Annotated in this window: 21 protein-coding genes, 2 tRNA genes and 1 pseudogene; 10 read left to right on the forward strand and 14 right to left on the reverse strand. The window is 68.8% G+C overall.

What is annotated here, in order from left to right:
* Window positions 1–1,409: 1,409 nt before the first annotated feature.
* Entirely contained in the window at window positions 1,410–2,912 is a 1,503-nt protein-coding gene (locus tag F6X51_RS18595; RefSeq protein ID WP_150965176.1) for an IS1182 family transposase, read from the reverse strand.
* A gap of 107 nt (window positions 2,913–3,019) precedes the next feature.
* On the opposite strand from F6X51_RS18595, the pseudogene F6X51_RS18600 reads away from it, so the two are divergent.
* Window positions 3,020–3,328: pseudogene (locus tag F6X51_RS18600) on the forward strand (DUF4113 domain-containing protein); the annotation flags it as partial.
* Between the two features lie 19 nt (window positions 3,329–3,347).
* On the opposite strand, the gene F6X51_RS18605 reads toward F6X51_RS18600, so the two are convergent.
* The 12 genes from F6X51_RS18605 to F6X51_RS18655 all read right to left on the reverse strand — a co-directional run bounded on the left by F6X51_RS18605 (window position 3,348) and on the right by F6X51_RS18655 (window position 12,738).
* Entirely contained in the window at window positions 3,348–3,599 is a 252-nt protein-coding gene (locus F6X51_RS18605) for a hypothetical protein (RefSeq protein WP_150965177.1), read from the reverse strand.
* A 1-nt stretch (window position 3,600) separates the two neighbouring features.
* On the reverse strand, window positions 3,601–3,744 hold the full coding sequence (locus F6X51_RS18610; RefSeq protein WP_150965178.1) for a DUF4175 domain-containing protein: 144 nt from the start codon (window positions 3,742–3,744) through the stop codon (window positions 3,601–3,603).
* Window positions 3,745–4,425: 681 nt separating this feature from the next.
* Window positions 4,426–4,692: a hypothetical protein gene (locus tag F6X51_RS18615; protein ID WP_150965179.1), complete on the reverse strand. Its 267-nt coding sequence runs from the start codon at window positions 4,690–4,692 to the stop codon at window positions 4,426–4,428.
* A gap of 3 nt (window positions 4,693–4,695) precedes the next feature.
* Window positions 4,696–4,860 carry a hypothetical protein gene (locus F6X51_RS28020; protein WP_191970170.1) on the reverse strand — a complete coding sequence of 55 codons (165 nt, stop codon included), beginning with the start codon at window positions 4,858–4,860 and terminating at the stop codon, window positions 4,696–4,698.
* 139 nt (window positions 4,861–4,999) lie between these two features.
* Complete coding sequence (locus tag F6X51_RS18620; protein WP_150965180.1) at window positions 5,000–5,320, reverse strand: hypothetical protein; 321 nt, start codon at window positions 5,318–5,320, stop codon at window positions 5,000–5,002.
* Between the two features lie 268 nt (window positions 5,321–5,588).
* Entirely contained in the window at window positions 5,589–5,792 is a 204-nt protein-coding gene (locus tag F6X51_RS18625; RefSeq protein WP_150965181.1) for a hypothetical protein, read from the reverse strand.
* A gap of 68 nt (window positions 5,793–5,860) precedes the next feature.
* Window positions 5,861–5,936: transfer RNA gene (locus F6X51_RS18630), tRNA-Val, on the reverse strand.
* A gap of 206 nt (window positions 5,937–6,142) precedes the next feature.
* Window positions 6,143–8,566, reverse strand: a complete 2,424-nt coding sequence (gene lon / locus F6X51_RS18635) for an endopeptidase La (protein ID WP_150965182.1) — start codon at window positions 8,564–8,566, stop codon at window positions 6,143–6,145.
* Window positions 8,567–8,836: 270 nt separating this feature from the next.
* Entirely contained in the window at window positions 8,837–10,108 is a 1,272-nt protein-coding gene (gene clpX / locus F6X51_RS18640; protein WP_150965183.1) for an ATP-dependent Clp protease ATP-binding subunit ClpX, read from the reverse strand.
* A gap of 215 nt (window positions 10,109–10,323) precedes the next feature.
* Window positions 10,324–10,950, reverse strand: coding sequence for an ATP-dependent Clp protease proteolytic subunit (locus tag F6X51_RS18645; RefSeq protein ID WP_150965269.1), 627 nt, complete (start codon window positions 10,948–10,950; stop codon window positions 10,324–10,326).
* 129 nt (window positions 10,951–11,079) lie between these two features.
* Window positions 11,080–12,471, reverse strand: coding sequence for a trigger factor (gene tig / locus F6X51_RS18650; protein ID WP_150965184.1), 1,392 nt, complete (start codon window positions 12,469–12,471; stop codon window positions 11,080–11,082).
* A gap of 182 nt (window positions 12,472–12,653) precedes the next feature.
* A tRNA-Leu gene (locus tag F6X51_RS18655) sits at window positions 12,654–12,738 on the reverse strand.
* A 180-nt stretch (window positions 12,739–12,918) separates the two neighbouring features.
* On the opposite strand from F6X51_RS18655, the gene F6X51_RS18660 reads away from it, so the two are divergent.
* Window positions 12,919–14,451 (forward strand): multicopper oxidase family protein, encoded by a 1,533-nt coding sequence (locus F6X51_RS18660; protein WP_150965185.1) that lies wholly within the window; start codon window positions 12,919–12,921, stop codon window positions 14,449–14,451.
* Here the strand turns inward: F6X51_RS18660 and F6X51_RS18665 are convergent.
* A complete protein-coding gene (locus F6X51_RS18665) occupies window positions 14,444–15,958 on the reverse strand; it encodes an NAD(P)H-hydrate dehydratase (RefSeq protein WP_150965186.1) in 1,515 nt (504 codons plus the stop codon). The genes F6X51_RS18660 and F6X51_RS18665 overlap by 8 nt on opposite strands.
* A 204-nt stretch (window positions 15,959–16,162) precedes the next feature.
* Here F6X51_RS18665 and F6X51_RS18670 point away from each other — a divergent pair, with 204 nt between their 5' ends.
* From F6X51_RS18670 to F6X51_RS18705, 8 genes are all read left to right on the forward strand, one after another.
* Window positions 16,163–16,501, forward strand: coding sequence for a P-II family nitrogen regulator (locus F6X51_RS18670; RefSeq protein WP_150965187.1), 339 nt, complete (start codon window positions 16,163–16,165; stop codon window positions 16,499–16,501).
* A gap of 216 nt (window positions 16,502–16,717) precedes the next feature.
* Entirely contained in the window at window positions 16,718–18,130 is a 1,413-nt protein-coding gene (gene glnA, locus F6X51_RS18675; protein WP_150965188.1) for a type I glutamate--ammonia ligase, read from the forward strand.
* A 412-nt stretch (window positions 18,131–18,542) separates the two neighbouring features.
* Window positions 18,543–20,462: a putative bifunctional diguanylate cyclase/phosphodiesterase gene (locus tag F6X51_RS18680; RefSeq protein ID WP_150965189.1), complete on the forward strand. Its 1,920-nt coding sequence runs from the start codon at window positions 18,543–18,545 to the stop codon at window positions 20,460–20,462.
* Window positions 20,463–20,549: 87 nt separating this feature from the next.
* Window positions 20,550–21,188 carry a VOC family protein gene (locus F6X51_RS18685; protein ID WP_150965190.1) on the forward strand — a complete coding sequence of 213 codons (639 nt, stop codon included), beginning with the start codon at window positions 20,550–20,552 and terminating at the stop codon, window positions 21,186–21,188.
* Window positions 21,189–21,316: 128 nt separating this feature from the next.
* The gene (locus F6X51_RS18690; RefSeq protein WP_150965191.1) at window positions 21,317–21,895 is read left to right on the forward strand and encodes an NADPH-dependent FMN reductase; all 579 of its coding nucleotides are present in this window, start codon (window positions 21,317–21,319) and stop codon (window positions 21,893–21,895) included.
* A gap of 133 nt (window positions 21,896–22,028) precedes the next feature.
* Window positions 22,029–24,356, forward strand: coding sequence for a ribonuclease R (gene rnr, locus F6X51_RS18695; RefSeq protein ID WP_150965192.1), 2,328 nt, complete (start codon window positions 22,029–22,031; stop codon window positions 24,354–24,356).
* Between the two features lie 59 nt (window positions 24,357–24,415).
* Complete coding sequence (locus F6X51_RS18700) at window positions 24,416–24,655, forward strand: DUF4160 domain-containing protein (protein WP_191970171.1); 240 nt, start codon at window positions 24,416–24,418, stop codon at window positions 24,653–24,655.
* On the forward strand, window positions 24,642–25,130 hold the full coding sequence (locus tag F6X51_RS18705; protein WP_150965194.1) for a hypothetical protein: 489 nt from the start codon (window positions 24,642–24,644) through the stop codon (window positions 25,128–25,130). Before F6X51_RS18700 ends, F6X51_RS18705 begins: the two co-directional genes overlap by 14 nt.
* The last annotated feature ends 25 nt before the right edge of the window (window positions 25,131–25,155 follow it).

Genomic DNA, 25,155 nt, shown 5'->3' on the forward strand with positions numbered 1-25,155 from the left:
GGCGCTCTCCTTCGCCGACCAACCTCTCACCCGGCTATCCGTTTCAGCCCGCTCGGACAGCGCTCTAGCTCTGCGGCTCTGGCCTGCGGAGCTTCTTCGTTAACACGCAGCAATCCAAACAGAAGTTCTGTCGAAAACTGAGCCGCGCAGGAGCAACTGCTAGCGATGGCAGCCGTTGTCCGCCTCTGGGCCGGATTCATCCGGCAGGGAGAGATGATGACAAAGTTCGCTACGATCAGCGCCATGGCGCTGCTGATTGCCAGTCCCGCCTTTGCTCAAGGCGTACCAGTCGCGCGCGAGCCTGGAGTGGCTGGCGGGGCCGTGATCCAGGGCACTCCTAACAACACCGGAAACGACCGCGAAGTCACACTCGCGCCAGGTGCTACCGGTGCGTCAACGATCCAGACGGACTCCGCAGCCGGTGGGAATGCCGGCCAGCCCTAGCGTGCCGTGCCGCAAGGCGGCGCCAGCGGTAGCGGCGGCAATGGTGGGGCTGGCGGCGGCTAAGCCCTCAACGCAGGTACGACACCCCGGCCCCGCAACCTCATGGCTTGCGCGGATTTCCATTTCACTGCGGCAGCACCCTTCGCGCGGGCCTCGTCGTGTCGGAGAGGTGCTCCCCATCGCGGCTCTCTCCGGAGGCTGAGTCGGGTTGCTCAAGGTAGCGGAACAGTCCTCCACAGCCGACCGTTGCTCTTGCACCTTAAAGGAGAATGATATGCTGACGGGCAGCCTGCTGTGGCTCATCGGGGTTCCGATCCCGATCATTCTCCTAGTGTGGTTCTTTTTCCTGCGTGGGCGGTAGCAGATCCCGCGTTGAACCATTTGGCACATGCTTGAGTTCGCTCTCTGGGCCTATTCAAGGCCCGGGAGAAACGCTCAATGCGCATCACAACGCTTATACTCTCCGCCGCTATAGCTCTTGCTCTTTCGGGTGGCGCGTTCGCTCAGGGCGCGCCGGGTGGAGGTGGTTCAGGCGGCAACATCCACGGTGGATCCGTCGTGAAGTCGACCATGTCCAAATCCAAAGGCATGAGGTCTGGCATGATGCGGAAAAAGAGAATGCGGCGCGGTATTACGGCCCGCTAAGCTCAAACATCAGGCGCTCCGCCAGCAAGGCACGTAATGTGCATATAATCTTGGGCGGCACCGACCTGTCCCCTCAGCAAATCGGCGTGGCCAGCTGGCTCAGGCGTTCCTAACCCATGCGATCTGGCCCGCTGCCCGATCCTTGTAGGCGTCAAAGCTACCCGGAGGGCACATGCTTCTGGTCAAATCGCTGCCGAACGGAGCCTACGGAATCTACCAGCAGGACGCTTTACTGGTGAAGGGTCTGACGCGAGTGCAGGCCGATCGGTTCGCCCAGACACTTTGGACTTGCCTCGGAGAGGATACTGCTGGCGAATGGGTCAGGCGAAGGTGGGTGAGGCGCACATGAGGCGCGCGAAGGCGGAGCGTCGCGTTCGGGCCGCTGGCGTCTGTCTCAACCAAGCGGCAAGACGCAGGAGGTTGAGCGCGGCCGCCGTGATCAGGTGCTGCAGGCGTGTTTTGGCCATCCCGAGATAGCGCGCCCGCCGTAGCCCCATGACCCGCACGCTGCGCGAGAGCGTCCCCTCGATGCCGGCCCGTCGGCGCTGCTCGGTCGCGAAGGGTGGCTCCACTTCGCGCGTGCGTGCCGCAACCAACGCCTCGTGCTCCCCGCGCCGACGCGGCGTGAGCAAGCGACGGGCCGAGCGTGTGCAGCGTGGCTTGAGCGCGCAGACCTTGCAGTGCCGCGTCGAGGAGCGCACGCGCATCACGGTGCGGCCCGCGTTGTGCTCGTCTGTCCAGCTCTCGCTCATCTGCCCGGCCGGGCAAGTCGCCACCCGCCGATCCCAGTCGAAGGTGAACTGCGCGATCGTGAGCGCCCCTGCCGTGCGGGCCTGCCACTGGTTGTCCTTGGGTGCCGGTCCCACGAGTGCAACGGCGTGGTCGCGGGCCGCGGCTACGCGTTGATCGGCGTCGAGGTATGCGGCATCGACGAGATGCCGGGCCGGCAACAGCTTCCTCGCCGCGAGTGCCGCGTGCAGGGGCGCCAAGGTGGCGCGATCGACGACGGATGCGGGCGTGGTCGTCACGTGCGTGATCAAGGGCGGTCGGTCATCATCGCAGGTCTCGGTGAGGTGGACCTTGTACCCGACCCCGCTCGTCGTGCGCTTCTTGGCGTCGTGGATGTCCGGATCGTAGGGCGAGGCGACCATGAGCAGCGAAGGCGGCAAGCCCTCCGCCGCTGTCCGCCATCGCACCGAGGAGGCGCCGGAGCCCGGTGATCGCCCCTCGACCTCGGAGCAGACGAAGTTCTGCATCCAGACGCGCCGCAGCACGGCGATGGCCGGCACGTCGTGCAACCAGGGGGCGCGTCGGGCGCCGCGGAGCGTCTGAAAGACACAGCCGAGCCGGTTGAGGCTGCGCACGGAGCCCAAGACATGAGTGGCGTCGGTGCGCTGGCGGCCGCGCCGGGTTAGAAGGCCTCGGTCGCGGCACAAGGCGCGGAGCGTGTCGAACAACAGCGCCTCGGCGTGGCCGACCACGAGGCGGGTGCGGAACTCGCTCAGGACGGACGCGTCGAAGCCCGGATCGGGGAGTTCGAGGGCGAGCAGGTCCTTCCAGTCGATCCGGCTGCGAACGGCATCGGCAGCCCGGCGATCCGAGAGGTTCTCGGCGAACTGCAGCAGCGTCACGAGGGCAAGCCGCCAGGGGCACTCGGCCGGCTGACCGCAGGCGGAACACAGGGACGCGCATTGCGCGTCGGCGAAGATGGGGCCGAGCGTGTCGCGCAGATCGAGGGAGGAAGGGCCGCGCGGGAAGATGGCGCGGGCGACCACGAGGGTCTGATGGGGAACGATGCGACCTGGGACAGGGGGCAGTGACATCGCCGGCCTCCGGATTGAGGCGCCCCGGGCGCCTCAATCCGAAACGCTCGACCCGCCGATCCCGATTCATCCCATTCGCCAGCAGTATCTTCTCCGAGGCAAGTCCACGCCTCGGCGTCGCGAAGACCTGGCGCGAGCCGGGCGAGCGGCCCTGGCGCTACAGCAAGGCGGCCGTGATGACGACAGACCTATTGCTGCTGGTGGACAGCCCACGGGCGCTGATCGGGCAGCTCGACCGCGAACGCTCCGGTCCACTGATGGCCGCGATCGACGCCCGCAATACGCGGTTCGGGCGCGGCAGCGTCGTGCCGGCCCGCGCCGGCTTTGAGGAGAAGCGCACCTGGAGCACCAAGTTCGAGATGCGCACACCGCGCTACACGACCCAGATCGCCGAGTTGCCGACGGCAATGGCATGAGCCTGGGCGTTCCGGGGGGCTACCGCTTCTCCGGCTCCATCGGATCGCCCCAGACCATCACGCTGTGCACTTGGTCGTTGCGCCAGTCGATGGTGCAGCCGAGGTCGCTCATGGCGTGGTCGAGCAGAGTGCGCCAGTCCGAGCGGTAGCCGTCCACATACCGATCCCGAAGTGCGGTGCGGATCCGCTCAAGCCTGTCGCCGTCGGCAGACTGGCCGGCTCTGACCCAGTGCTTGGTCAGGGCGGCCATGGCTTGGTCGATGGCGCTCATCTCAGCCCCACCTCACGAAGGCTGCGATGATCGCAACAACCAACGTGGCCAGCAGCCAGGGATGGCCGTACGCGACGGAGAAGTAGATCAGACCGAAGAACGCGGCTGCGATCGCGATCATGATGGTGCCGGCGACGGGGTTCATCCCCTCTCCGGCCGCGCGGGCAGATCTGTGCGCCTCGCGAGCTCGGTCGCAGCAAGCGCCTTAGCTTGTCGCATCAGAGCCCCGCTATCGAGCTTCCGCTGTAAGCTAGGGGATGAGACACCCTCAAAAGGGGCGTAAGGCCATCCACCGCTGACGGATCATATTTCGGATGGATAGTTGTCCAGGCATCTTGGCGCTGGAGCGAAGCCAGGAGGAATTTGTTAGCGCAAACGAAGTGAGAAAATGATGCATTCAGGTTTGCGGTGATAGGCATCGCGTCGATCGTCGGCGACGCGCAGACTGCTATGGTACGCCCGGAACATTCAGTCGGCCCGAAATATTCCCAGACAGGCCAAAAGGGCCGGGCTCGGGCGGCCTCGGATTTCTGCCTGGGAGACGGTCATCTCGATCCGTCAGCTCGCCCCCTCCGCCGCCAACCCCTCCGTAAGGGCCGAGAGATTGCGGTTCGATCCTCTGCTCGATACGAGCCGGGCAAATCTGCATACAGATCGGTTCGATGTCGGTTGGCGACGTGCAGAGTGCGTGAGCCTGACCCTGAAAACAGCTGCACGTACAAGCGGCCCAGCCTGTGCTTGGCAGGACCATCATACCGAGGATGAGGAGGAATCGCATTTGATCCTCTGAGTTCATGCACTGCCTGTGCAGGTTCAGCGCTTGAGTCTATGTCCGCTTCTCCGGCCGCGCCAGCAGGATTGCGGTGCGGACCGCAGCGCGCTTCAGGTGGTCGTCGATCGAGGGTTTCAAGAGCAGATCCTTTGCGAGCACGCTAGCATCAATCGCTGCGTGAACGTTCGAGCTGTAGCTCGCTCCAAGGTTGAGCGAATCCATTTCCGGATCGGCCACGAACATCTCGATGGCCTGCCACGGGCGGTCCCAGGTGATCACCTCAGCCTCGAGCAGTTCCTCGGTGGTGGGGTTGTCAGCCATGGCTCAGTTGAACGGCTGTCGGCCGCTCAGGCCAAGCAGGTAGGCCTTGGCGATCACTTGTTCGGAGGTCAGATCGCGTCCATCGACCGTGTAGGTCTGCTGACCGTCCTTCTCGTCAATCTCATGCTGAAGCCCGCCAGCGATGAAAAATCGGATCGCGTCGCTCAACAGGAGCTCGAGAGGTTCCGGGTCAGTCATGCCTCAGAGCATACCGATCGCCGGTGGAAATCCCAGACCGGGATCCCGACGCTGGCGCCCGGCACGTTCCATCAGCATCGAGGAGGACACCCGTTCGCTGCCGCAGACCTCAACCCGTCCGGTAGCTGTCCTGAGGGTGTGGGGCCTCATCGGAGCCCTGCCGTGAGACTGCGGCGAGTGCGGCAGCCTGACTGCGCTCGTTGATCGACTTGAACCCGCGAAACTGATCCCCCGTCACCGCGAGTTCGTCCCAAGTCCCCGTCGTATCTCGATAGATGATACGGTAGCTGCCGAGATCTCCGAAGCGCTGATGAAGGTCCTCAATGACCCGGTCGGCGTCGCTCGTGATGGAGTTCGCGTTGTCGAGTTCGACAAGGCAAATCACGTTCCCGATCACCTCGGTGTCGTATCTAGCGCGACGTTCAGGCATCTCTTTACGTCCCTTACGGGAGGCGACCGCCATCTGGTTGAGCCGTCAGACCAGCCCAATCCAAGCTGTCGAAAGTGGATCGCACAAGGGCTGATCGTAGCCAGGGGGCGCTATGCAACGTCCCTCGTCATGCGGCTAGTGACGCTTCGGCGCTCGGGATCGTCCGTGAAGTAAGTCCAGGCCAGGGCGCACCGCTTCGCGTCCTCGACGCGGAAGCTCTCGAGCAGTTCGACGATACGCCAGGGTCCTGGGTTGCGGCGGCCCTCCGTCATTTCAGCGCCTTCCTGATAAGCACCCCAATCATGTCGAGGTGCGCGTCCACGAGCTTCTCGCCACTCGCGTAGCTCAGATTTTCCGTCAGTGTGCGGATGTAAGCAAGCGCCGCGACGGCGCTCAGGTCAGCCGGGGGAAGCTGGCCGGGGCGGAGTTCGACGACGTTGTCCGGCTCGCCGGTGGGAGGAGATTTGGCCATGCCGCTTACTATGTGCTTACAATTCCGGATCTCTGGCAAGCAGGGGTTCGACTAAGTGTCTGAATTATTGGTGGGCGGTGAGGGACTCGAACCCCCGACCCTCTCCGTGTAAAGGAGACGCTCTACCAACTGAGCTAACCGCCCGGATCATCGACCCTCGATCAGGGCCGTCGGCGCCCGATCGCGCGCTGGGCGCGTGGTAGGCCAAGCCAACCCGGGCGCGCAAGCCCCTGATGCGTTCGCACTTCGGATGCGCAAGCGCTCGGCCCCGTGAAAAAGGTCCCCGGAGTGCAGGCTCCGGGGACCTTTTCCGTCAGTGCCGCACGGCGAACCGTGCGCATCGGTCCGGGTTAATGGGCGACGACAGCCGCACCATCATCCTCGGTGCGGGCGGGCTTCGTCGCGGGCAGCGGTTCGTCCCACTCGATCGGCTCCGGCTGGCGCACGAGGGCGTGCGTCAGGACCTGATCCATCCGCGAGACCGGAATGATCTCGAGGCCGTTCTTCACGCTGTCCGGCACCTCGGCGATGTCCTTGGCATTCTCTTCCGGGATCATCACCGTCTTGATGCCGCCGCGCAGAGCCGCGAGCAACTTCTCCTTGAGGCCGCCGATCGGCAGCACGCGGCCCCGAAGGGTGACCTCACCCGTCATCGCCACGTCGCGGCGCACCGGGATGCCAGTCAGCGTCGAGATGATGGCGGTCGCCATCGCGATGCCGGCCGACGGCCCATCCTTCGGAGTCGCCCCCTCCGGCACGTGGACGTGGATGTCCCGACGCTCGAACAGCGGCGGCTCGATGCCGAAATCGATCGCCCGCGACCGGACGTAGGAGGCCGCCGCCGAGATCGATTCCTTCATCACGTCGCGCAAGTTGCCGGTGACCGTCATCTTGCCCTTGCCGGGCATCATGACACCCTCGATCGTCAGCAACTCGCCGCCGACCTCAGTCCAAGCCAGACCCGTCACCACGCCGACCTGATCATCCGCATCGATCTCGCCGTAGCGGAACTTCGGCGGACCGAGGAACTCGGGCAGCGTCTCGGACGTGACCTCGACGAACTTGACCTTGGTGATCAGGATCTCCTTCACAGCCTTGCGGATGAGGTTCGAGATCTCCCGCTCAAGGTTACGCACGCCCGCCTCGCGGGTGTAGCGCCGGATGAGCATCATCAGGCCGTCGTCGCTGATCGACCATTCCTTGACATCGAGGCCGTGCTTCTTCAGCGCCTCCGGGATCAGGTGGCGACGCGCGATCTCCAGCTTCTCCTCTTCGGTGTAGCCGGCGATGCGGATCACCTCCATGCGGTCCATCAGAGGCGCCGGGATGTTGAGCGTGTTCGCGGTCGTCACGAACATCACGTTCGACAGGTCGTAGTCGACCTCGAGGTAATGGTCGTTGAAGGTCGCGTTCTGCTCGGGATCCAGAACCTCGAGGAGGGCCGCCGAGGGATCGCCCCGGAAGTCCATGCCCATCTTGTCGATCTCGTCGAGCAAGATCAGCGGATTCGAGGTCTTGGCCTTGCGCATCGACTGGACGATCTTGCCGGGCATCGAGCCGATATAGGTCCGGCGGTGGCCGCGGATCTCGGCCTCGTCACGCACGCCGCCGAGCGACATGCGGACGAACTCGCGGCCCGTCGCCTTGGCGATCGACTTGCCGAGCGAGGTCTTGCCGACGCCCGGAGGGCCGACGAGGCACAGGATCGGACCCGTGAGCTTGTTGGCGCGCTGCTGCACGGCAAGGTACTCGACGATGCGCTCCTTGACCTTGTCCAGACCGAAATGGTCGTCGTCGAGCATGGTCTGGGCGCCGAGAAGATCCTTCTTGATCTTCGAGCGCTTGCCCCACGGAATGCCGAGCATCCAGTCGAGGTAGTTCCGCACAACCGTGGCCTCGGCCGACATCGGCGACATCTGGCGCAGCTTCTTCAGCTCGGCCGTCGCCTTCTCGCGTGCCTCCTTCGAGAACTTGGTCTTCTCGATCTTGTCCTCGAGTTCGGCCAACTCGTCGCGGCCGTCCTCGTCGCCCAGCTCCTTCTGGATCGCCTTCATCTGCTCGTTCAGGTAGTACTCGCGCTGGGTCTTCTCCATCTGGCGCTTCACGCGGGTCCGGATGCGCTTCTCCACTTGGAGAACCGAGATCTCGCTCTCCATCAGCGACAGCACGCGCTCGAGGCGCTGAGCCACCGTCGGGATCTCGAGGATCGCCTGCTTGTCCGCGATCTTCACCGCGAGATGCGAACCGACCGTATCGGCGAGCTTCGAGGGCTCGTCGATCTGTGTGACGGCGGAGACGACCTCAGGAGAGATCTTCTTGTTGAGCTTCACGTAGTTCTCGAACTCGGACACGACCGAGCGGGCGAGCGCCTCCGCCTCGACGCGGTCACCGAGGTCGTCGGTGAGGGTCTCGGCCTCGGCCTCATAGAACTCGTCCGAGCGGTTGAAGCCCGTGATCTTGGCCCGGCCAGCGCCTTCGACGAGGACCTTCACGGTTCCGTCGGGCAACTTGAGCAATTGCAGCACGCTGGCGAGCGTGCCGATCGTGTAGATGGCGTCGGTCGCCGGATCGTCGTCGCCCGCGTTGATCTGCGTGGCGAGAAGGATGTGGCGGTCGGTGCGGACCGCCTCCTCGAGGGCGCGGATCGACTTCTCGCGTCCGACGAACAGGGGAACGATCATGTGCGGGAAAACGACGATGTCGCGCAGCGGCAGGACGGCGTAGGCGCCCGTCGAGCCCGGGACGACAGGCTGGCGCGATTTGGACTGAGTCATGGCTGACTTCCTCATGATGGACGCCGGGCAATCGCTCCTCTCTCGGAGAGCAAGCATCCTGCCAGGGGCCGACCGGGCCGCGAGGGTCGGAAGTATCTGTGGGGACTGTGCGGCTGGTGACGCAGCACCGCACCTCGAAGGGAGCGTGCGGCCACTGCGCTAGCCCTCAGGTGGCTCTCGGAGGCGCCCGTTTCAAGCGGCGCCTCCGAACCTGGCGGGGAACCGGCGATGCGAAATCAGCATGGCCGGCCAGTCACTTACGCAGTGCGCTTACGCACTCACGCTTGCCGGAGCTTCCTTGTTCCGGTCGCCGTGAATGAACAGGGGCCGTGACTTGCCCTCGACCACCTCGGGGCCGATCACGACCTGCTCTACCGAGTCGAGGCCCGGCAGGTCGTACATCGTATCCAGGAGGATCGTCTCGAGGATCGAGCGAAGGCCGCGGGCGCCGGTCTTGCGCTCGATCGCCTTGCGGGCGACGAGCGACAGCGCCTCGTCCTGGAACGTCAGGTCGACGTTCTCCATCTCGAACAGGCGCTGGTACTGCTTGACCAGAGCGTTCTTGGGCTCCTGCAGGATCCGCTTCAGCGCAGCCTCATCGAGATCCTCGAGGGTCGCCAGCACGGGCAGGCGGCCGACGAATTCGGGGATGAGACCGAACTTCAGCAGGTCCTCCGGCTCGACCGCGCGGAAGATCTCGCCGGTGCGGCGGTCGTCCGGAGCCTGGACGGTCGCGCCGAAGCCGATCGAGGTGCCCTTGCCGCGGGCCGAGATGATCCGCTCCAGCCCCGCGAAGGCGCCGCCGCAGATGAACAGGATGTTGGTGGTGTCGACCTGCAGGAACTCCTGCTGCGGGTGCTTGCGGCCGCCCTGCGGGGGCACGGAGGCGACGGTGCCTTCCATGATCTTCAGGAGCGCCTGCTGCACGCCTTCGCCCGAGACGTCGCGGGTGATCGAGGGGTTGTCGGACTTGCGGGAGATCTTGTCGATCTCATCGATGTAGACGATGCCGCGCTGGGCCCGCTCGACATTGTAGTCCGAGGCCTGAAGCAGCTTGAGGATGATGTTCTCGACGTCCTCGCCGACGTAGCCGGCCTCCGTCAGCGTGGTGGCGTCCGCCATGGTGAAGGGCACGTCGAGGATGCGGGCCAGCGTCTGCGCGAGCAGCGTCTTGCCCGAGCCGGTCGGCCCGATCAGCATGATGTTGGACTTCGCCAGTTCGACGTCGTTGTGCTTCGAGGCGTGGGCGAGACGCTTGTAGTGGTTGTGCACCGCCACCGAGAGGACCTTCTTGGCGAAGTCCTGGCCGATGACGTAGTCGTCGAGGACGCGCCGGATCTCCTTCGGGGTCGGAACACCGTCGCGGGACTTCACCAGCGAGGACTTCGACTCCTCGCGGATGATGTCCATGCACAGCTCGACGCACTCGTCGCAGATGAACACCGTCGGGCCCGCAATCAGCTTGCGAACCTCGTGCTGGCTCTTGCCGCAAAACGAGCAGTACAGCGTGCTCTTCGAGTCGTTGCCGCCAGTCTTGCTCATATCGGTCTCCGATTCGTGCGCGCGGTGCCAGCCAGGGGCGCACGCGCATCGTTCAAACGTAAGGTCATCCGCTTAAAGAAACAGTCACCTGCGCGCATGTGACGGGTCGGTGGGGCCAGAATCATGATGCAAACATGCTGCCGCGGCAGGATCAAGGCCAATCGCCCGACGCCCCCGCTCCCGAAGCAGGCGCGTGAGGCGGCGCGCTTCACGGATCAGGCAGCCGCCGGCTCCGGCCGCTTCTGAATCACCTCGTCGATGAGGCCGAACTCCTTGGCAGCGTCGGCGGTCATGAAATTGTCCCGCTCGAGCGCCTGGTGAATGGTGTCGTAGTCGCGCCCCGTGTGCTTCACGTAGATCTCGTTGAGGCGCTTCTTCAGGGCCTCGATCTCGCGGGCATGGATCAGGATGTCGGTGGCCTGGCCCTGGAACCCGCCGGAGGGCTGGTGCACCATGATCCGAGCGTTGGGGAGGGCGAAGCGGTGTCCCGGCTCGCCCGCGGTCAGCAGGAGCGAGCCCATCGAGGCGGCCTGGCCGACGCAGAGCGTCGTGACGGGGCAGCGGATGAACTGCATCGTGTCGTAGATCGACAGGCCCGAGGTCACCACGCCACCGGGCGAGTTGATGTAGAAGGAAATTTCCTTCTTGGGGTTCTCGGCCTCCAGGAACAGGAGCTGGGCGACGATCAGCGACGCACCGTAATCCTCGACCGGCCCCGTCAGGAAGATGATCCGCTCGCGGAGCAACCGTGAGTAGATGTCGAATGCGCGCTCGCCGCGGCTCGACTGCTCGACCACCATGGGCACGAGCGCGCTGTTGTAGAAGTCGACCGGATCTCTCATCATCGTTGCCCCAGGGCTTCAAGGGGCCCGGCCTCGCGCGAATCACGCGCGACCGGGCGAATTCAGCGAACACCGGCGACGCTTAACGCCGCCTCACTCGGCCCGCCGACCCTGAAGGCCTGCGGGTTTTCACTCGGCCTTGTCGTCGGCCGGCTTCTCGCTGGCGGCGTCGGCTTCGGCGTCCTCGTCGGCGAACAGCGCCTCCTTCGAGACGGGTTCCTCGACCAGTTTGACCTGTGCGAGGACGTGGTCAACCACCTTCTCCTCGAACAGCGGCGCACGAAGCTCGGCGAGCGCCTGTGCGTTCTTCCGGTAGAAGTCCCAGACCTGCTGCTCCTGGCCCGGAAACTGCCGGACCCGAGCGATGAGGGCCTGGTTCACCTCCTCATCGGAGACCTTGATATCGGCGCTCTCGCCGACCTGCGCAAGCACCAGTCCGAGACGAACGCGACGCTCGGCGATCTTGCGGTACTCGGCCTGCGCCTTCTCCTCCGTGGTGCCCTCCTCCTCGAAGGTTTTGCCGCGGGTCTTCAGGTCCTGCTCGACCTGGGCCCAGACGGCCGCGAACTCCTGGTGTACCAGGCTCGGGGGCAGGTCGAAGGCGTACTTCCCGTCGAGGGCGTCGAGGAGCTCCTTCTTGAGCTTGCGGCGCGAGGCGGCCTCGTAATCCGTGCCGATGGCCTTGGAGACGGCCTCCTTGAGCTTCTCCAGGGAATCCATGCCGAGTCCCTTGGCGAACTCGTCGTCGATCCTGGCCTCGCCGGGGGCCTGGATCTTCTGAACGGTGACGTCGAACTCGGCCGACTTGCCGGCGAGCTGCTCGGCGCCGTAGGCCTCCGGGAAGGTCACCTTGACGAGGCGCTGGTCGCCGACCTTGGCGCCCACGAGCTGGTCCTCGAAACCCGGGATGAAGCTGCCCGAACCGAGTTCGAGGTCGATGCCCTCGCCCTTGCCGCCCTCGAATTCGGTGCCGTCGATGCGACCGACGAAATCGATGGTGACACGATCACCGGTTGCAGCCTCGGCGCCCTCGTCCTTGTCGCTGAACGGGCGGCTCTGGCCGGCCATGCGATCCAGGGCCTCGGCGACCTCGGCATCGCTCGGGCTCGCGACGTACTTCGTCAGGCTGACGTCGGAGAGATCGGCGAGCTCGAAGCTCGGCAGCACCTCGAGGGCGACCTTGAAGGCGAGGTCGGACTTGGCGTCGAGGGCCTTGTCGACCACCGACTTGTCGGACGGGAATTCGACCTGCGGCTCGAGGGCGAGCTTGAGGTTGTTGTCGGTGATGATCTTCTGGTTGGCCTCGTTGACGGCGTTCTGCAGCACGTCGGCCATGACCGAGCGGCCATAGACCTTGCGCAGGTGCGCCACCGGCACCTTGCCGGGGCGGAAGCCCTTGAGCTGCACCTTGTCCTTCATGCCGGACAGCTCGTTCGTCAGGCGATCCTCGAGCTCGTTGGCGGCCAGGAGCACCTGAAACTCGCGCTTCAGCCCCTCGGAGAGTGTCTCGGTCACCTGCATCGTCGTCTTTCCGCTCTCAAGTCCGTGTGATCGTCTAAACTGCGAAAGCCCCGGGACCTGCCGCATCGCGGAAGGACCCGAGGCCTGCGGGGAAGCGCTGGAGCCGGGTCGCCGGCCGACTCAAAGCGGCAGAGCGGGCCGGCCTTCTGATGATGAAGCCAATCCGTTCCCGACGACGGTGCTGGTGCGGGCGGAGGGGCTCGAACCCCCACGTCTTGCGACACTGGAACCTAAATCCAGCGCGTCTACCAGTTCCGCCACGCCCGCGAGCGCCTGCAACCCGGCGCACTTCCGGCCGCCGGAGGGCGGCTCTATAACATGCGGGGCAGGGCCCGCAGCAAAAAACTTCATGGCGTGGCGCCGCTTCGCTCAGGCAACCCCTGCTGGTGGCGCGGGGCGTGGACCGCCGCTACAAGCGGCGCTCCGCCACTGCCTGCCCGAGGTGTCATGCCGCAAGCCCGCTCCGCGTCCCGGCCCGAATCGTCCGACGACGCCTCCTGGGACACCGTGACGGACAGGCCCTCGTCGGACAGGCCCTCGCGCCGGGGATGGCTGGGCGGCGTCGCGGCTCTGGCCCTCCTGCCCCACGGCGCGCGTGACGGCGCGCGTGCGCAGGGCCCGGCGGCCAAGCCCTCGGGCCCGGCCGCGGCACCGCCCGCCGCGACGAGCCCGGCGCCCGAGGCGCAGGCCCTCGTCGCCGGCCCCGCGACGGCGCGGCTGAAGCCCGAGCCCACGGCGGAGACCGCGATCTGGGCCTTCGACGGGAAGCGTGCGCCGCCGGTGCTGCGGGTGAGGCTCGGCGAGGGCCTGCGCCTGCGCGTCGAGAACCGGACGGATCGGCCGCTCTCCCTGCACTGGCACGGGGTGCGCAACCAGAACGCGATGGACGGGGTCGGCGGCGTGACGCAGGCGCCGATCGCGCCGGGCGCCAGCTTCCTCTACGCCTTCACGCCCCCCGATGCCGGCACCTTCCTGGTCCGGCCCCTCGTGGTCGGGGGCGCCAGCGAGCCCTCCGGCCGGGGCCTCGCGGGGTTCCTCGTCGTCGAGGAGAAGGCGCCCCCCGCGGTCGACCGCGACGTCCCCCTGCTGATGCAGGATTGGCGCCTCCAGGACGACGGCAGCCTGCTGCCCTTCGGCCAGACCGCCTTCGCGGCGGCGGGCGGGCGCCTCGGCAACCTCGTGACCGTCAACGGGCGGGCGGCGCCCGAGGCGATCGAGGCGCGGCCGGGCAGCCGCCTGCGGCTGCGCCTCGGCAATGCCTGCAACGCCCGCGCGACCCGGATCCGGTTCGACGGACTCAAGGTCTACGTGGCGGGCGTCGACGGCCAGCCGACCGACACCTTCGAGCCCCTGCGCGCGACGCTGCCCTTCCCGCCGGGCACCCGCTACGACCTCCTCCTCGACCTTCCGGCGGAGGCCGGGGCGCAGGGCAGCATCACGGCGCTCGTGGGCAACGGCCTCGTCCTGGCGAGCCTGACCGCCAAGGGCGAGCCCGTCACCGACAAGCGCCCGCCCATCGGGCCGATCGGCGACAACAAGCTCCTGCCGGCCGAGGTGAAGCTGCAGAACGCGGTGCGGCGCGACGTGACAATCACGGGTGGTGCCACGCTCGCCAAGGACAAGCCGGAGGCGGAGCCGGCCTACGCGGGCGATCCGGGCCGGATCTGGGCGGTGAACGGCGCGAACGGGGCCGCGGGCATTGCGCCGCTGTTCACGGTGAAGCGCGGGCAGGTGGTGGTGCTGGCGATCAGGAACGACACCGCCTTCCCGCAGGCGTTGCACCTGCACGGCCACGCCTTCCGCCTGCTGCACCCCCTGGACGACGGCTGGGAGCCCTACTGGCTCGACACCTTCCAGCTCCTCGAGGGCCGCACCGCCCGCATCGCCTTCCTGGCCGACAACCCGGGCCGCTGGCTCCTCAGCGCGACGGTGCTGGAGCGCTTCGACACCGGGCTCTGGACCTCCTTCGAGGTCACCTGAGGGAGGCGTCGAGGCCCGCGAGGACCGCCGGCATCAGCTCCGGAAGGTCCTCGGCGATGAGGCCGGGCCCGTGGCGGCGCCCGGCATCCCCGTGCAGCCAGACCGCGGCGGCGGCCCCCTCGAAGGGCTCCATGCCCTGCGCCAGGAGCCCCGCGACCAGGCCGCCGAGGACATCGCCGGATCCCGCCGTGCCGAGATAGGACGTGCCGTGGTCGTTGATCGCGACCCGCCCGTCGGGCGCGGCCACCACGGTGTCGGCGCCCTTCAGGACCAGGACGGCGCCGGTCAGGGCCGCCGCGCGGCGGGCGCTCTCGACCTTGGTGAGGCCGTCGGCCACCGCCGCGGTGCCGTCGAACAGGCGGGCGAACTCGCCCGCGTGGGGGGTGAGCACCGCCTGCCCGCCGCCCTCCGCGATGTGGCCGGCGAGGGCCGCGGACTGGCCCTTGAAGCTCGTCAGGGCGTCGGCGTCGAGGACGAGGCGGCGGCCGGCCGAGGCCGCGACCACCACGAGGTCCCGGGTCGGGGCGCCGGTGCCGAGGCCGGGGCCGGCCAGCACCGCGTTGAGGCGCTCGTCCACCAGGAGGTCGTCGAGGTCGTCCGCGCTGCCGCAGGGGCGCAGCATGATGGCGGTGAGGTGGGCGGCGTTCTCGGGGAGCGCGTCCGCGGGCGAGGCCAGGGTGACGAGGCCCGCCCCGATCCGCAGGGCGGCGCGGGCCGCGAGGCGGGCGGCACCGGTGCGGCAGGCGGGGCCGGACAGGACCAGGACGTGGCCGCGGGTGTACTTGTGGCTCGCGGCGGACAGGCGCGGGAAGGCCGGCCCCCAGAGCGCGGGGCCGTTGCGGTAGAGGGGCGGGACGCAGGCGGCGAGGCCGGCCGCGAGGGCGGGGGCGCCGGTTCCGATCCCGGCGAGGATGAGGGCGCCGCAATGGGAGCGGCCGGGCTCGAGCAGGTGGCCGGGCTTGCGGGCCACGAAGGTGACGGTGCGGGCGGCCCGGACGGCGCAACCACGGATTGCGCCCGTATTGCCGTCGATGCCGCTCGGAACGTCGACGGAGAGCACCGGGCAGGTGGAAGAATTCATGAACGATACGGCGGTTTCGGCCGCTCCGCCGAGGTCGCGCGAGAGGCCCGCCCCGAACAGGGCGTCGATGATCAGGTCGGGCTGCTCCGCCTCGAGGGCGTCGAGCCCCTCGACGGCCGGGCCGGACCATTCGGCGGCGGCGAGGCCCGCGTCCCCGGACAGGCCGGCGCGGGTGCCGAGCAGCCGCAGGCTGACGGCGTGGCCGGATCCGGCAAGGAGGCGGGCCGCCACGAAGCCGTCGCCGCCGTTGTTGCCGGGCCCGCACAGGACGAGGACACGGCCGCCGGCGGGGAAGAGCGCGCGGGCTTCCGCCGCGACCGCGGCGCCGGCCCGGCGCATCAGGTCGATGCCCGGGATGCCCGCCGCGATCGCCGCGGCATCGACCGCGGCCATCGCCTCAACCGTGAGCAGCCGTGCCGCGTCCATCCCGAAATCCCCTGCCGGCTTGCCCGCCGACCGCCCAGAGCGAGGCCTGAGCCGGCACGGCTGCGCATGAATGCCCAAACGATTTGCACGAACTGCCCATTCTGCAGGCAGTTTCGACCCATTCCGATGGAAAACAGCGTGGCGGAGCCCGGACCGGAATGGTAGAAAACAGGCTCAGCGTAGCGAAGGTCAGGCCTGCTCGGCATGAAGAAGATCGAAGCGATCATCAAGCCCTTCAAGCTCGACGAGGTGAAGGAAGCGCTCCAGGAGGTCGGCCTGCAGGGCATCACCGTGATCGAGGCGAAGGGCTTCGGCCGTCAGAAGGGCCACACCGAGCTCTACCGGGGCGCGGAATACGTGGTCGACTTCCTGCCCAAGGTGAAGCTCGAGATCGTGCTGGCCGACGCGCTCGTCGAGGGGGCCGTCGAGGCGATCCGCAAGTCGGCCCAGACCGGCCGCATCGGCGACGGCAAGATCTTCGTCTCCACCATCGAGGAGGCGATCCGGATCCGCACGGGCGAGACCGGCGCGGACGCGATCTGAGGCCGCCGCCCCCGCCTCCGCCCGGACCGGTGTCACGCCAGCGCCATCGTCCGGCGGATAAGGAACCGGTTCCCTCGCGCCGGAAACGGCCTTAAGCCTCACCTCCCGGCCGCGCTCGGACCTCCTTCGCGCTCGAGACCAAGTCGAGAAGCCGCGGGCTCCAATGCTCCGCGGTCTAACCACGGCTAAATGCCGATTATCAGGAGACATCCAGGGATGGCTAAAACGGCAGCGGACGTCCTGAAGGAAATCAAGGACAACGACGTCAAGTACGTGGACTTCCGGTTCACGGACCCGCGCGGCAAGTGGCAGCACGTCACCTTCGACGTCAGCCTCGTCGACGACGAGATCTTCACGGACGGCACCATGTTCGACGGCTCGTCGATCGCCGGCTGGAAGGCCATCAACGAATCCGACATGCTGCTGATGCCGGACCCGGCCACCGCCTGCATGGACCCGTTCTTCTCCGCCTCGACCATGTCGATCGTCTGCGACGTGCTCGAGCCCTCGACCGGCGCCCCCTATTCCCGCGACCCGCGCGGCACCGCCAAGCTCGCCGAGGCCTTCCTGAAGTCCACCGGCATCGGCGACACCATCTTCGTCGGCCCCGAGGCCGAGTTCTTCGTGTTCGACGACGTGAAGTTCGGCGCCGACCCCTACCACACCGGCTTCCAACTCGACTCGACCGAGTTGCCCTCCAACGGCTTCACCGAGTACGAGGGCGGCAACCTCGGCCACCGCATCGCCACCAAGGGCGGCTACTTCCCGGTGCCGCCGCAGGATTCGGCGCAGGACATGCGCGGCGAGATGCTGGCGGCCATGCAATCCATGGGCGTCAAGGTCGAGAAGCACCACCACGAGGTGGCCTCGGCCCAGCACGAGCTCGGCATGAAGTTCGACACGCTGACGCTGCTCGCCGACCACATGCAGGTCTACAAGTACTGCATCCACAACGTCGCCCAGAGCTACGGCAAGACCGCGACCTTCATGCCCAAGCCCGTCTACGGCGACAACGGCTCGGGCATGCACGTGCACCAGTCGATCTGGAAGAACGGCAAGCCGCTGTTTGCCGGCGACAAGTACGCCGACCTCTCCCAGGAATGCCTCTGGTACATCGGCGGCATCATCAAGCACGCCAAGGCGCTCAACGCCTTCACCAACCCCTCGACCAACTCCTACAAGCGCCTCGTGCCCGGCTACGAGGCCCCGGTGCTGCTCGCCTACTCGGCCCGCAACCGCTCGGCCTCCTGCCGCATCCCGTGGACGACGAACCCGAAGGCCAAGCGCGTCGAGGTCCGCTTCCCCGACCCGATGGCCAATCCCTACCTCGCCTTCGCGGCCCTGCTGATGGCCGGCCTCGACGGCATCATCAACAAGATCGACCCGGGCCCGGCGATGGACAAGGATCTCTACGACCTGCCCCCGCGCGAGCTGAAGAAGATCCCGACCGTCTGCGGCTCGCTCCGCGAGGCCCTGCAGAACCTCGACCGCGACCGCGCCTTCCTCAAGGCCGGCAACGTCTTCACGGACGACCAGATCGATTCCTTCATCGAGCTGAAGATGGCCGAGGTGATGCGCTACGAGATGACGCCGCACCCGGTCGAGTTCACGATGTACTACTCCCTCTGAGGCGGACCCGGGCGCGAGGCCCGGCTCGACCCTCGCGGGACAGACGCGGCGCCGGGGCCTCACACGAGGCTCCGGCGCCGCCCGTCGAGGGGAACAAACCGGAAACAAGGTTTGACCTCCACTCGAAAATCCTATATAGGATTTATTTCTGAGCCCAAGCGAGGACATGTTACCGCGTTCGATCCTGATCAACCGGCCCCGCCGGCGCCCGCAGCGCGGAACGAGGGAGCCGTCCCCGCAGCGGGACCAACCCTACCCTGTACTTTACAACTACAAATATAGGATGCCAATTTACGACGCCAGCGGCCACGATCACGTGAACATCCGCCGCATGCTCGTCCGGCTACCAAATCTTAAAGCCGCGATCCGCATACAAAAGACAAGGACAACACTTCGCCGGGATCGCGTGTTCATGAAGTCCATCCGCTCGATCCGTCGCCTGCTCACCATCAGCGCCGATGAGCCCGATCTGGTCCTGGCCCAGATCCGGTCGGTGGCGCGCCAGATCCCGCTCCTGTACGCCACGCTGACGCTGAACGCGCTCGCGGTGGCCTACACGCATTACGACATCGCGCCCGTCTGGCTGACCGTGCTGCCCGTCGGCCTGCTCGCCGTGTTCTGCGCGACCCGCGTCCTGCAGTGGCGCAGGCTCCGGGTCGACCAGATCGATGCCACCGAGGCCGTGCATCGGCTGCGCACGACGATCCGGCTCGTGGCGATCATGGGCTCGGGCCTCTGCATCTGGTCGTTCGCCCTGTCGCGCAGCGGCGGCGAGAGCCATCACGTGCACGTGCTGTTCTCCGCCGCCTCCAGCCTGATGGCCTGCATCTTCTGCCTGATGCACCTGCGCCCGGTGGCCCTCATCATCGCGACGACCGTGGTGCCGGTCACGCTGGTCTACGTCGTCGGCGCCACGCAGGTCGGTCAGGCCACGATCCTCAACTTCGCCTGCATCATCCTGGTGATGATCTTCATCCAATCGATCTGCTACCGCGACTTCGTGCACCTCGTCCGCCTCGGCGCCGAGACCCGCGCGCTCGCCCACACCGACATGCTGACGGGACTGCCGAACCGCCGCTCGTTCTTCGCGCGCCTCGACGCGACCCTCGCGGAGAGCGGCGCGCGCAAGGCCCCGTTCGTCGTCGCGATGATCGATCTCGACGGGTTCAAGCCCGTCAACGACAGCGTCGGCCACCACGCGGGGGACGCGGTTCTGCACGAGGTCGGCCGGCGGCTCCAGGGGGAGATGGCGGGGCTGGGCTGGGCCGCGCGCCTCGGCGGCGACGAGTTCGGCCTCATCATCGACGGCGCGCCGGACCTCGACGCCCTCGGGCTCCGGCTCTGCGCGGCCCTCGGCGCCCCCTACGCGCTGGCGGACTGCACGGCCAAGGTCGGGGCCTCGATCGGCTTCGCCCGCTACCCGGCGAATGCGGAGAGCGCGGCGCTCCTGGTGGAGCGGGCCGACGCCGCGCTCTACTCGGCCAAGACCCTCCACCGCGGCGGCGCGGTCTGCTACGACGAGGCGCACGAGGCGCGCCGGCGCGGCCGGGCCGTGCTCGAGCAGGCCCTGCGGGGCGCCGACCTCGCGGCGGAATTCGACCTCGCCTTCCAGCCCATCGTCACGGCGGGCGACGGACGCATCGCCAGCTACGAGGCGCTGGCGCGCTGGACCAGCCCGCTGCTCGGGCGCGTCTCGCCCGCCGACTTCATCCCCGTCGCCGAGCGCTCCGGCCTGATCGTGGAGCTGACCGCGGTCCTGCTCCGCAAGGCGCTGGCGGCCCTGCGGCGGTGGCCGGAGGAGATCCGGATCTCGTTCAACCTGTCGAGCCACGACATCGCCTCGGCGGACGGCCTCGCCCGGATCGAGGCCCTGGTCCTCGAGAGCGGCGTCGCGCCGAGCCGCATCGTCTTCGAGGTCACCGAGAGCTGCCTCGTGAACGACATGGCGGAGGCGCGGCGCGCGCTGCTCGCCCTGAGGGCGCTCGGCGCCAGCATCGCGCTCGACGATTTCGGCACCGGCTATTCCAGCCTCAGCTACGTCCAGCACCTGCCGATCCGCACGCTCAAGATCGACCGCAGCTTCGTGGCCGACATCGACACCAACGCGGCCTCGCTCAGCATCGTGCGCTCGATCATCGACCTGTGCCGCGCCCTCGACCTGACCTGCATCGTCGAGGGCATCGAGACCGAGGCGCAGCGCGGCGCCCTCTGCGCCGCCGGCTGCAGCCACATGCAGGGGTTCCTGTTCAGCCGGCCGCTGCCGCAGGCCGAGCTCGCCGCGCTGCACGCCGTGGCCCTGCCGCGCCCGGCGGCGATGTGCACCGCGGCCTGAGGAGCGTCGGGGCGGGCGGGCGACCCGGGCAGGCGACCCGGGCGCCAAACTCTGGCACGGTGCCGCGCCCCGCCGGAGACGCGACTGATGCTCGTCCTCGATCACCTCGCCGTCGTGGCCCCGTCCCTGGAGGCCGGGGTCGCGCATGTGCGGGACAGCCTCGGGCTCGCCATGGGGCCGGGCGGGCGCCACCCGGAGATGGGGACGCACAACCGCCTCCTGCGGCTCGGCGACGACGCGTTCCTGGAGGTGATCGCCGTCGATCCGGAGGCGGCGCCCCCGCCCCACCGACGCTGGTTCGGCCTCGACGATTCCGAGGCGGTGCGGGCGGACTGGGCGGCGGGGCGTCGGCTGCGGAGCTTCGTGGCCCGCACCGACCGGCTCGACGCGGCCCTCGCCCGGCGCGCGCCGGAACTCGGCGCGGCCCGGCGGGTGTCGCGCGGGGAACGGGTCTGGCGCTTCGGCGTGCGCCCCGACGGGGCGCTGCCCCGGGACGGGCTGCTGCCGTGCCTGATCGACTGGGGCCCGGCCGGCTGCCCCGCCCCCGCCATGCCGGAATCCGGCGCCCGGCTGCGGCGCCTCACCGTGACGCATCCGGACCCGGAGGCGGCGGCCGCGCTCTACGCCGATCTCGGCCTCGCCGGACCCTTCGCCTTCGCGGCGGGCCCCGGCTTCGCGCTCAGCGCCGAGATCGAGACCCCGGCCGGCCCGCGGCGCCTCGCCTGAGCCCTTGCTGTGCCCTTGCCGAGCCCTTGCCGAGTTCCTTCCCCACGCGGGGCGACGGGGCATCCGCGAGACAGGGCGGGTCCCCTCGGCTAGGGTCGCGGCTCCCGCATCCGCTCCGCGAGGCTGCCATGCCGCTCGTCTGCCCCGTGATCCTCGGCACCGTCCGCTCCGACCGGCAGGGCATCCGCGCCGGCAAGTTCCTCGTCCGGGCGCTCGAGGCGCGCGGGCACGAGGCGCCCCTCGTCGACCCCCAGGTGCTGGCGCTGCCGCTCCTCGACCGGATGTACAAGGAGTACCCCGCGGGCGAGGCCCCGAAGGTGCTGGAGGACCTGGCCGGGCTGTTCCGGCGGGCCGACGCCTTCGTGGTGGTCTCGGCCGAGTACAACCACTCGATCCCGCCGGCGCTCTCCAACACCCTCGACCACTTCCTCGAGGAGTTCTACTGGCGCCCTTCCGCGATCTGCTGCTACTCGGCCGGCCAGTTCGGCGGCGTGCGGGCGGCGATGCAGCTGCGCGCCATGCTGCCCGAGATGGGCATGCCCTCGATCCCCTCGCTGCTGCCGATCCCGCGCATCCAGAAGGCCCTCGACCCGGAGGGGCGCCCGGCGGAGGAGCGCCTCGGCCAGACCGCGGAGCGCTTCCTCGACGAGCTCGTCTGGTACGCCGAGGCGATGCGGGCGCAGCGCGCCAAGGGCACGCCCTATTGAGGCCGGGGCCCCGGGCGTTGCCGCGGGGCCCGCCGATCCCCATCTTGGGCGGGCGGCGCCCGCGGCGCCCGTTGTCTTTTCCCTCGATATGGACGTCGCTCGTGCAACGCAGGCGGCGCGGCGAGCCCCCTCTTTGGCCAAACGCATCAGCCCGCCCCCGGGCGACCCCGCCCTCCCCACCCGCGAGCAGATCCTCGCCTTCATCGCGCAGGCGACCGAGACGGTCGGCAAGCGCGAGATCGCCCAGGCCTTCAACCTCCGGGGCGCGGCCAAGATCGGCCTCAAGCGCATCCTCCGGGAGATCGAGGAGGACGGCGCCCTCGAGCGCGGGCGCGACGGCCTGAGCCCGCCCGGGCGCCTGCCGCCGGTGGTGCTCGCCGACATCCGCTCCCGCGACCGCGACGGCGAGTTCCTGGCGGTGCCCGCCGCGTGGGACGCCGCCAAGGGCCCGCCGCCGCGCATCGTCGTCGCGGCCCCGCGCGGCGGGCGCAGGCCCGGCCGCCCGGCGCCGGGCCTCGGCGACCGGGTGCTGCTGCGCGTCGAGGCGGAGCCCGGCGCCCCCGGCTGCTACGGCGGGCGCGTCATCAAGGTGATCGGCAGGAACAGGGCCGAGGTGGTCGGCGTGTTCCGGGCCGGCGCGCAGGGCGGGCGCATCGTCCCCGTCGAGAAGCGCGCGCAGGGCCGCGAGATCCTGATCCCGCCCGGCGAGGAGGGCAAGGCCGAGGACGGCGACCTCGTCAGCGTCTCGATCGAGCACGAGACCCGCTTCGGCCTGCCCAAGGGCCGGGTGCGCGAGCGCCTGGGCTCCCTCGGCTCCGAGCGGGCCGTGAGCCTGATCGCGCTCCATCTCCACCACATCCCCCACGTCTTCGCCGAGGCGACCCTGGCGGAGGCCGACGCGGTCGCGCCTGCCGGGCTGAAGGGCCGCGAGGATTGGCGCGACGCCCCGCTCCTCACCATCGACCCGCCGGACGCCAAGGACCACGACGACGCCGTGATGGCGGCGCCCGACCCCGACCCCGCCAACCCGGGCGGCTTCGTCGTCACGGTGGCGATCGCGGATGTGGGCGCCTACGTGCGCCCGAGCTCGGCCCTCGACCGCGAGGCGCTCGTCCGCGGCAACTCGGTCTACTTCCCCGACCGGGTGGTGCCGATGCTGCCCGAGCGCATCTCCAACGATCTCTGCTCCCTGCGCGAGGGCGAGGACCGGCCCGCGCTCGCGGTCCGGATGATCGTGGCCGCCGACGGCGGCAAGATCCGCCACAGCGTCCACCGGGTGATGATGCGCTCCCGCGCCAAGCTCGCCTACGCGCAGGCGCAGGCCGCGATCGACGGCGCCCCCGACGCGGTGACCGGGCCCCTGCTGGAGCCGGTCCTGCGCCCCCTCTGGGCCGCCTACGAGGCCCTGAAGAGCGCCCGCGACCGGCGCGGGCCCCTCGCCCTCGACCTGCCCGAGCGCAAGGTGCTGCTGAGCCCGGACGGCGCCGTCGACCGGGTGATCGTGCCCGAGCGCCTCGACGCGCACCGGCTGATCGAGGAGTTCATGATCCAGGCGAACGTCGCCGCCGCCGAGACTTTGGAGGCGGCGCGCCAGGCCCTGATCTACCGCGTCCACGACGAGCCGGCCCTCGAGAAGATGCGGGCGCTCGGCGAGGTGCTGGCCTCGATCGGCATCAAGCTCCCCAAGGAGGGCGCGCTGCGCCCGGCCCTGTTCAACCGCATCCTCGGGTCCGTGGCCGAGACCGAGCACGCCACCTTCATCAACGAGGTGGTGCTGCGCAGCCAGGCCCAGGCCGTCTACGCCGCCGAGAATCTCGGGCATTTCGGGCTGAACCTGCGCCGCTACGCCCACTTCACCTCGCCGATCCGGCGCTACGCCGACCTGATCGTGCACCGGGCCCTGATCACCGCCTGCCGGCTCGGGGGCGACGGGCTCTCCCCCGAGGTCTCCGTGGCGGAGCTGAACCAGATCGGCGAGCAGATCTCGGCGGCCGAGCGCCGCGCCATGGCGGCCGAGCGCGAGACCATCGACCGGCTGATCGCCCACCACCTCGCCGACCGGGTCGGCGCCACCTTCGAGGGCCAGATCGCCGGGGTGACCCGGGCCGGCCTGTTCATCAGGCTCGCCGACACGGGCGCGGACGGCTTCGTGCCGGTCTCGACCATCGGGGCGGATTATTACCGCCACGACGAGGCCCGCCACGCGCTCGTCGGCGAGCGCAGCGGCGAGACCCACCGCCTCGGCGACCGGGTCAGCGTGAAGCTCGTGGAGGCCGCGGCCGTCGCCGGCGCGCTGCGCTTCGAGCTCCTCTCCGAGGGCCGCGCCGGCACGGGTCCGGGCGCCAGGGGTCCGGGCGCCAAGGGCCCGAAATCCGGCCCGCGCGCCTTCAAGCAGGGCCCCCGCGGGCGGCCGGCCGGGATCCGCACCTCGGGGACCCGGCACCGGGGGGCGCGCACGTAAGACGGAGGCGCTTGAGATAGTGCACGGGATGCACTATCTGCCCGGGCGGGGATCCGCGCGTGCCGACCATTCAGCGCTTCGACGGCTTCAAGGCCTGCCTGTATGCCGACGACGAGACTTCGCCGCACGTCCAAGTCCTGTCGGCGGAATGGGAGGCGAAGATCCGGCTCGACGACCTGACCGTCATGGTCGGGGAGATCGACCGGCGGGCCCTGGAGGTGTTTCGGCGCTGGGCGTCCGAGCCTGGGACCGCCCGGATGCTGCGGGAACGGTGGAGTGCGTTGAATGAGCGAGGCTGATCGGATCCGGGTCGGCGATCCCCTGCCGCGGCTCGCGGGCGTGACGGCGGAGCCGGGCTCGCTGCGCGTGTCAGTCACCTGGGCGACCGGCGCGCGCGCGGGCCGGACCGAGACCGTCGACCTCGCGCCCCACCTCTTCACCTACCGCCGGTTCGGCCCCCTGCGGAGCGACCCGACCCTGTTCGCCCGGGCGCGCCTCGGCGAGTGGGGCGCCTCGATCGCCTGGGGAGCGGACGACGATCTCGAGATCCCCGCGAGCGTCGTCGAGGATCTCGCCGCCCGGGCCATGACGAATGCCGAGTTCTCGGCCTTCCTCGACCGCCACCGGCTCACCCTCGACGCGGCCGCGGCGCAGCTCGGCATCAGCCGCCGCCTCGTCGCCTACTACGCCAAGGACCGGGCGATCCCGCGCCTCGTCGCCCTCGCCTGCGCCTATCTCGACGGCGGCGGGCCGCGCCAGCCCTCCGCCGGCTAGGCGATGAACCCCTCCGGACAGTCTG

This window comes from Methylobacterium planeticum, from assembly GCF_008806345.1.
Taxonomy (GTDB): Bacteria; Pseudomonadota; Alphaproteobacteria; order Rhizobiales; family Beijerinckiaceae; genus Methylobacterium; species Methylobacterium planeticum.

Coding starts and splice junctions, on each gene's coding strand:
- F6X51_RS18685 (WP_150965190.1), top strand. CDS start 20,550: ATGCTCGTCCTCGATCACCTCGCCGTCGTGGCCCCGTCCCTGGAGGCC.
- F6X51_RS18620 (WP_150965180.1), bottom strand. CDS start 5,320: ATGCCTGAACGTCGCGCTAGATACGACACCGAGGTGATCGGGAACGTG.
- lon (WP_150965182.1), bottom strand. CDS start 8,566: ATGACTCAGTCCAAATCGCGCCAGCCTGTCGTCCCGGGCTCGACGGGC.
- F6X51_RS18595 (WP_150965176.1), bottom strand. CDS start 2,912: ATGTCACTGCCCCCTGTCCCAGGTCGCATCGTTCCCCATCAGACCCTC.
- clpX (WP_150965183.1), bottom strand. CDS start 10,108: ATGAGCAAGACTGGCGGCAACGACTCGAAGAGCACGCTGTACTGCTCG.
- F6X51_RS18690 (WP_150965191.1), top strand. CDS start 21,317: ATGCCGCTCGTCTGCCCCGTGATCCTCGGCACCGTCCGCTCCGACCGG.
- F6X51_RS18615 (WP_150965179.1), bottom strand. CDS start 4,692: ATGGCTGACAACCCCACCACCGAGGAACTGCTCGAGGCTGAGGTGATC.
- F6X51_RS18610 (WP_150965178.1), bottom strand. CDS start 3,744: ATGAACCCCGTCGCCGGCACCATCATGATCGCGATCGCAGCCGCGTTC.
- F6X51_RS18660 (WP_150965185.1), top strand. CDS start 12,919: ATGCCGCAAGCCCGCTCCGCGTCCCGGCCCGAATCGTCCGACGACGCC.
- F6X51_RS18705 (WP_150965194.1), top strand. CDS start 24,642: ATGAGCGAGGCTGATCGGATCCGGGTCGGCGATCCCCTGCCGCGGCTC.
- F6X51_RS18625 (WP_150965181.1), bottom strand. CDS start 5,792: ATGGCCAAATCTCCTCCCACCGGCGAGCCGGACAACGTCGTCGAACTC.
- F6X51_RS18670 (WP_150965187.1), top strand. CDS start 16,163: ATGAAGAAGATCGAAGCGATCATCAAGCCCTTCAAGCTCGACGAGGTG.
- F6X51_RS18645 (WP_150965269.1), bottom strand. CDS start 10,950: ATGAGAGATCCGGTCGACTTCTACAACAGCGCGCTCGTGCCCATGGTG.
- tig (WP_150965184.1), bottom strand. CDS start 12,471: ATGCAGGTGACCGAGACACTCTCCGAGGGGCTGAAGCGCGAGTTTCAG.
- F6X51_RS18665 (WP_150965186.1), bottom strand. CDS start 15,958: ATGGACGCGGCACGGCTGCTCACGGTTGAGGCGATGGCCGCGGTCGAT.
- F6X51_RS18680 (WP_150965189.1), top strand. CDS start 18,543: ATGAAGTCCATCCGCTCGATCCGTCGCCTGCTCACCATCAGCGCCGAT.
- F6X51_RS18605 (WP_150965177.1), bottom strand. CDS start 3,599: ATGAGCGCCATCGACCAAGCCATGGCCGCCCTGACCAAGCACTGGGTC.
- glnA (WP_150965188.1), top strand. CDS start 16,718: ATGGCTAAAACGGCAGCGGACGTCCTGAAGGAAATCAAGGACAACGAC.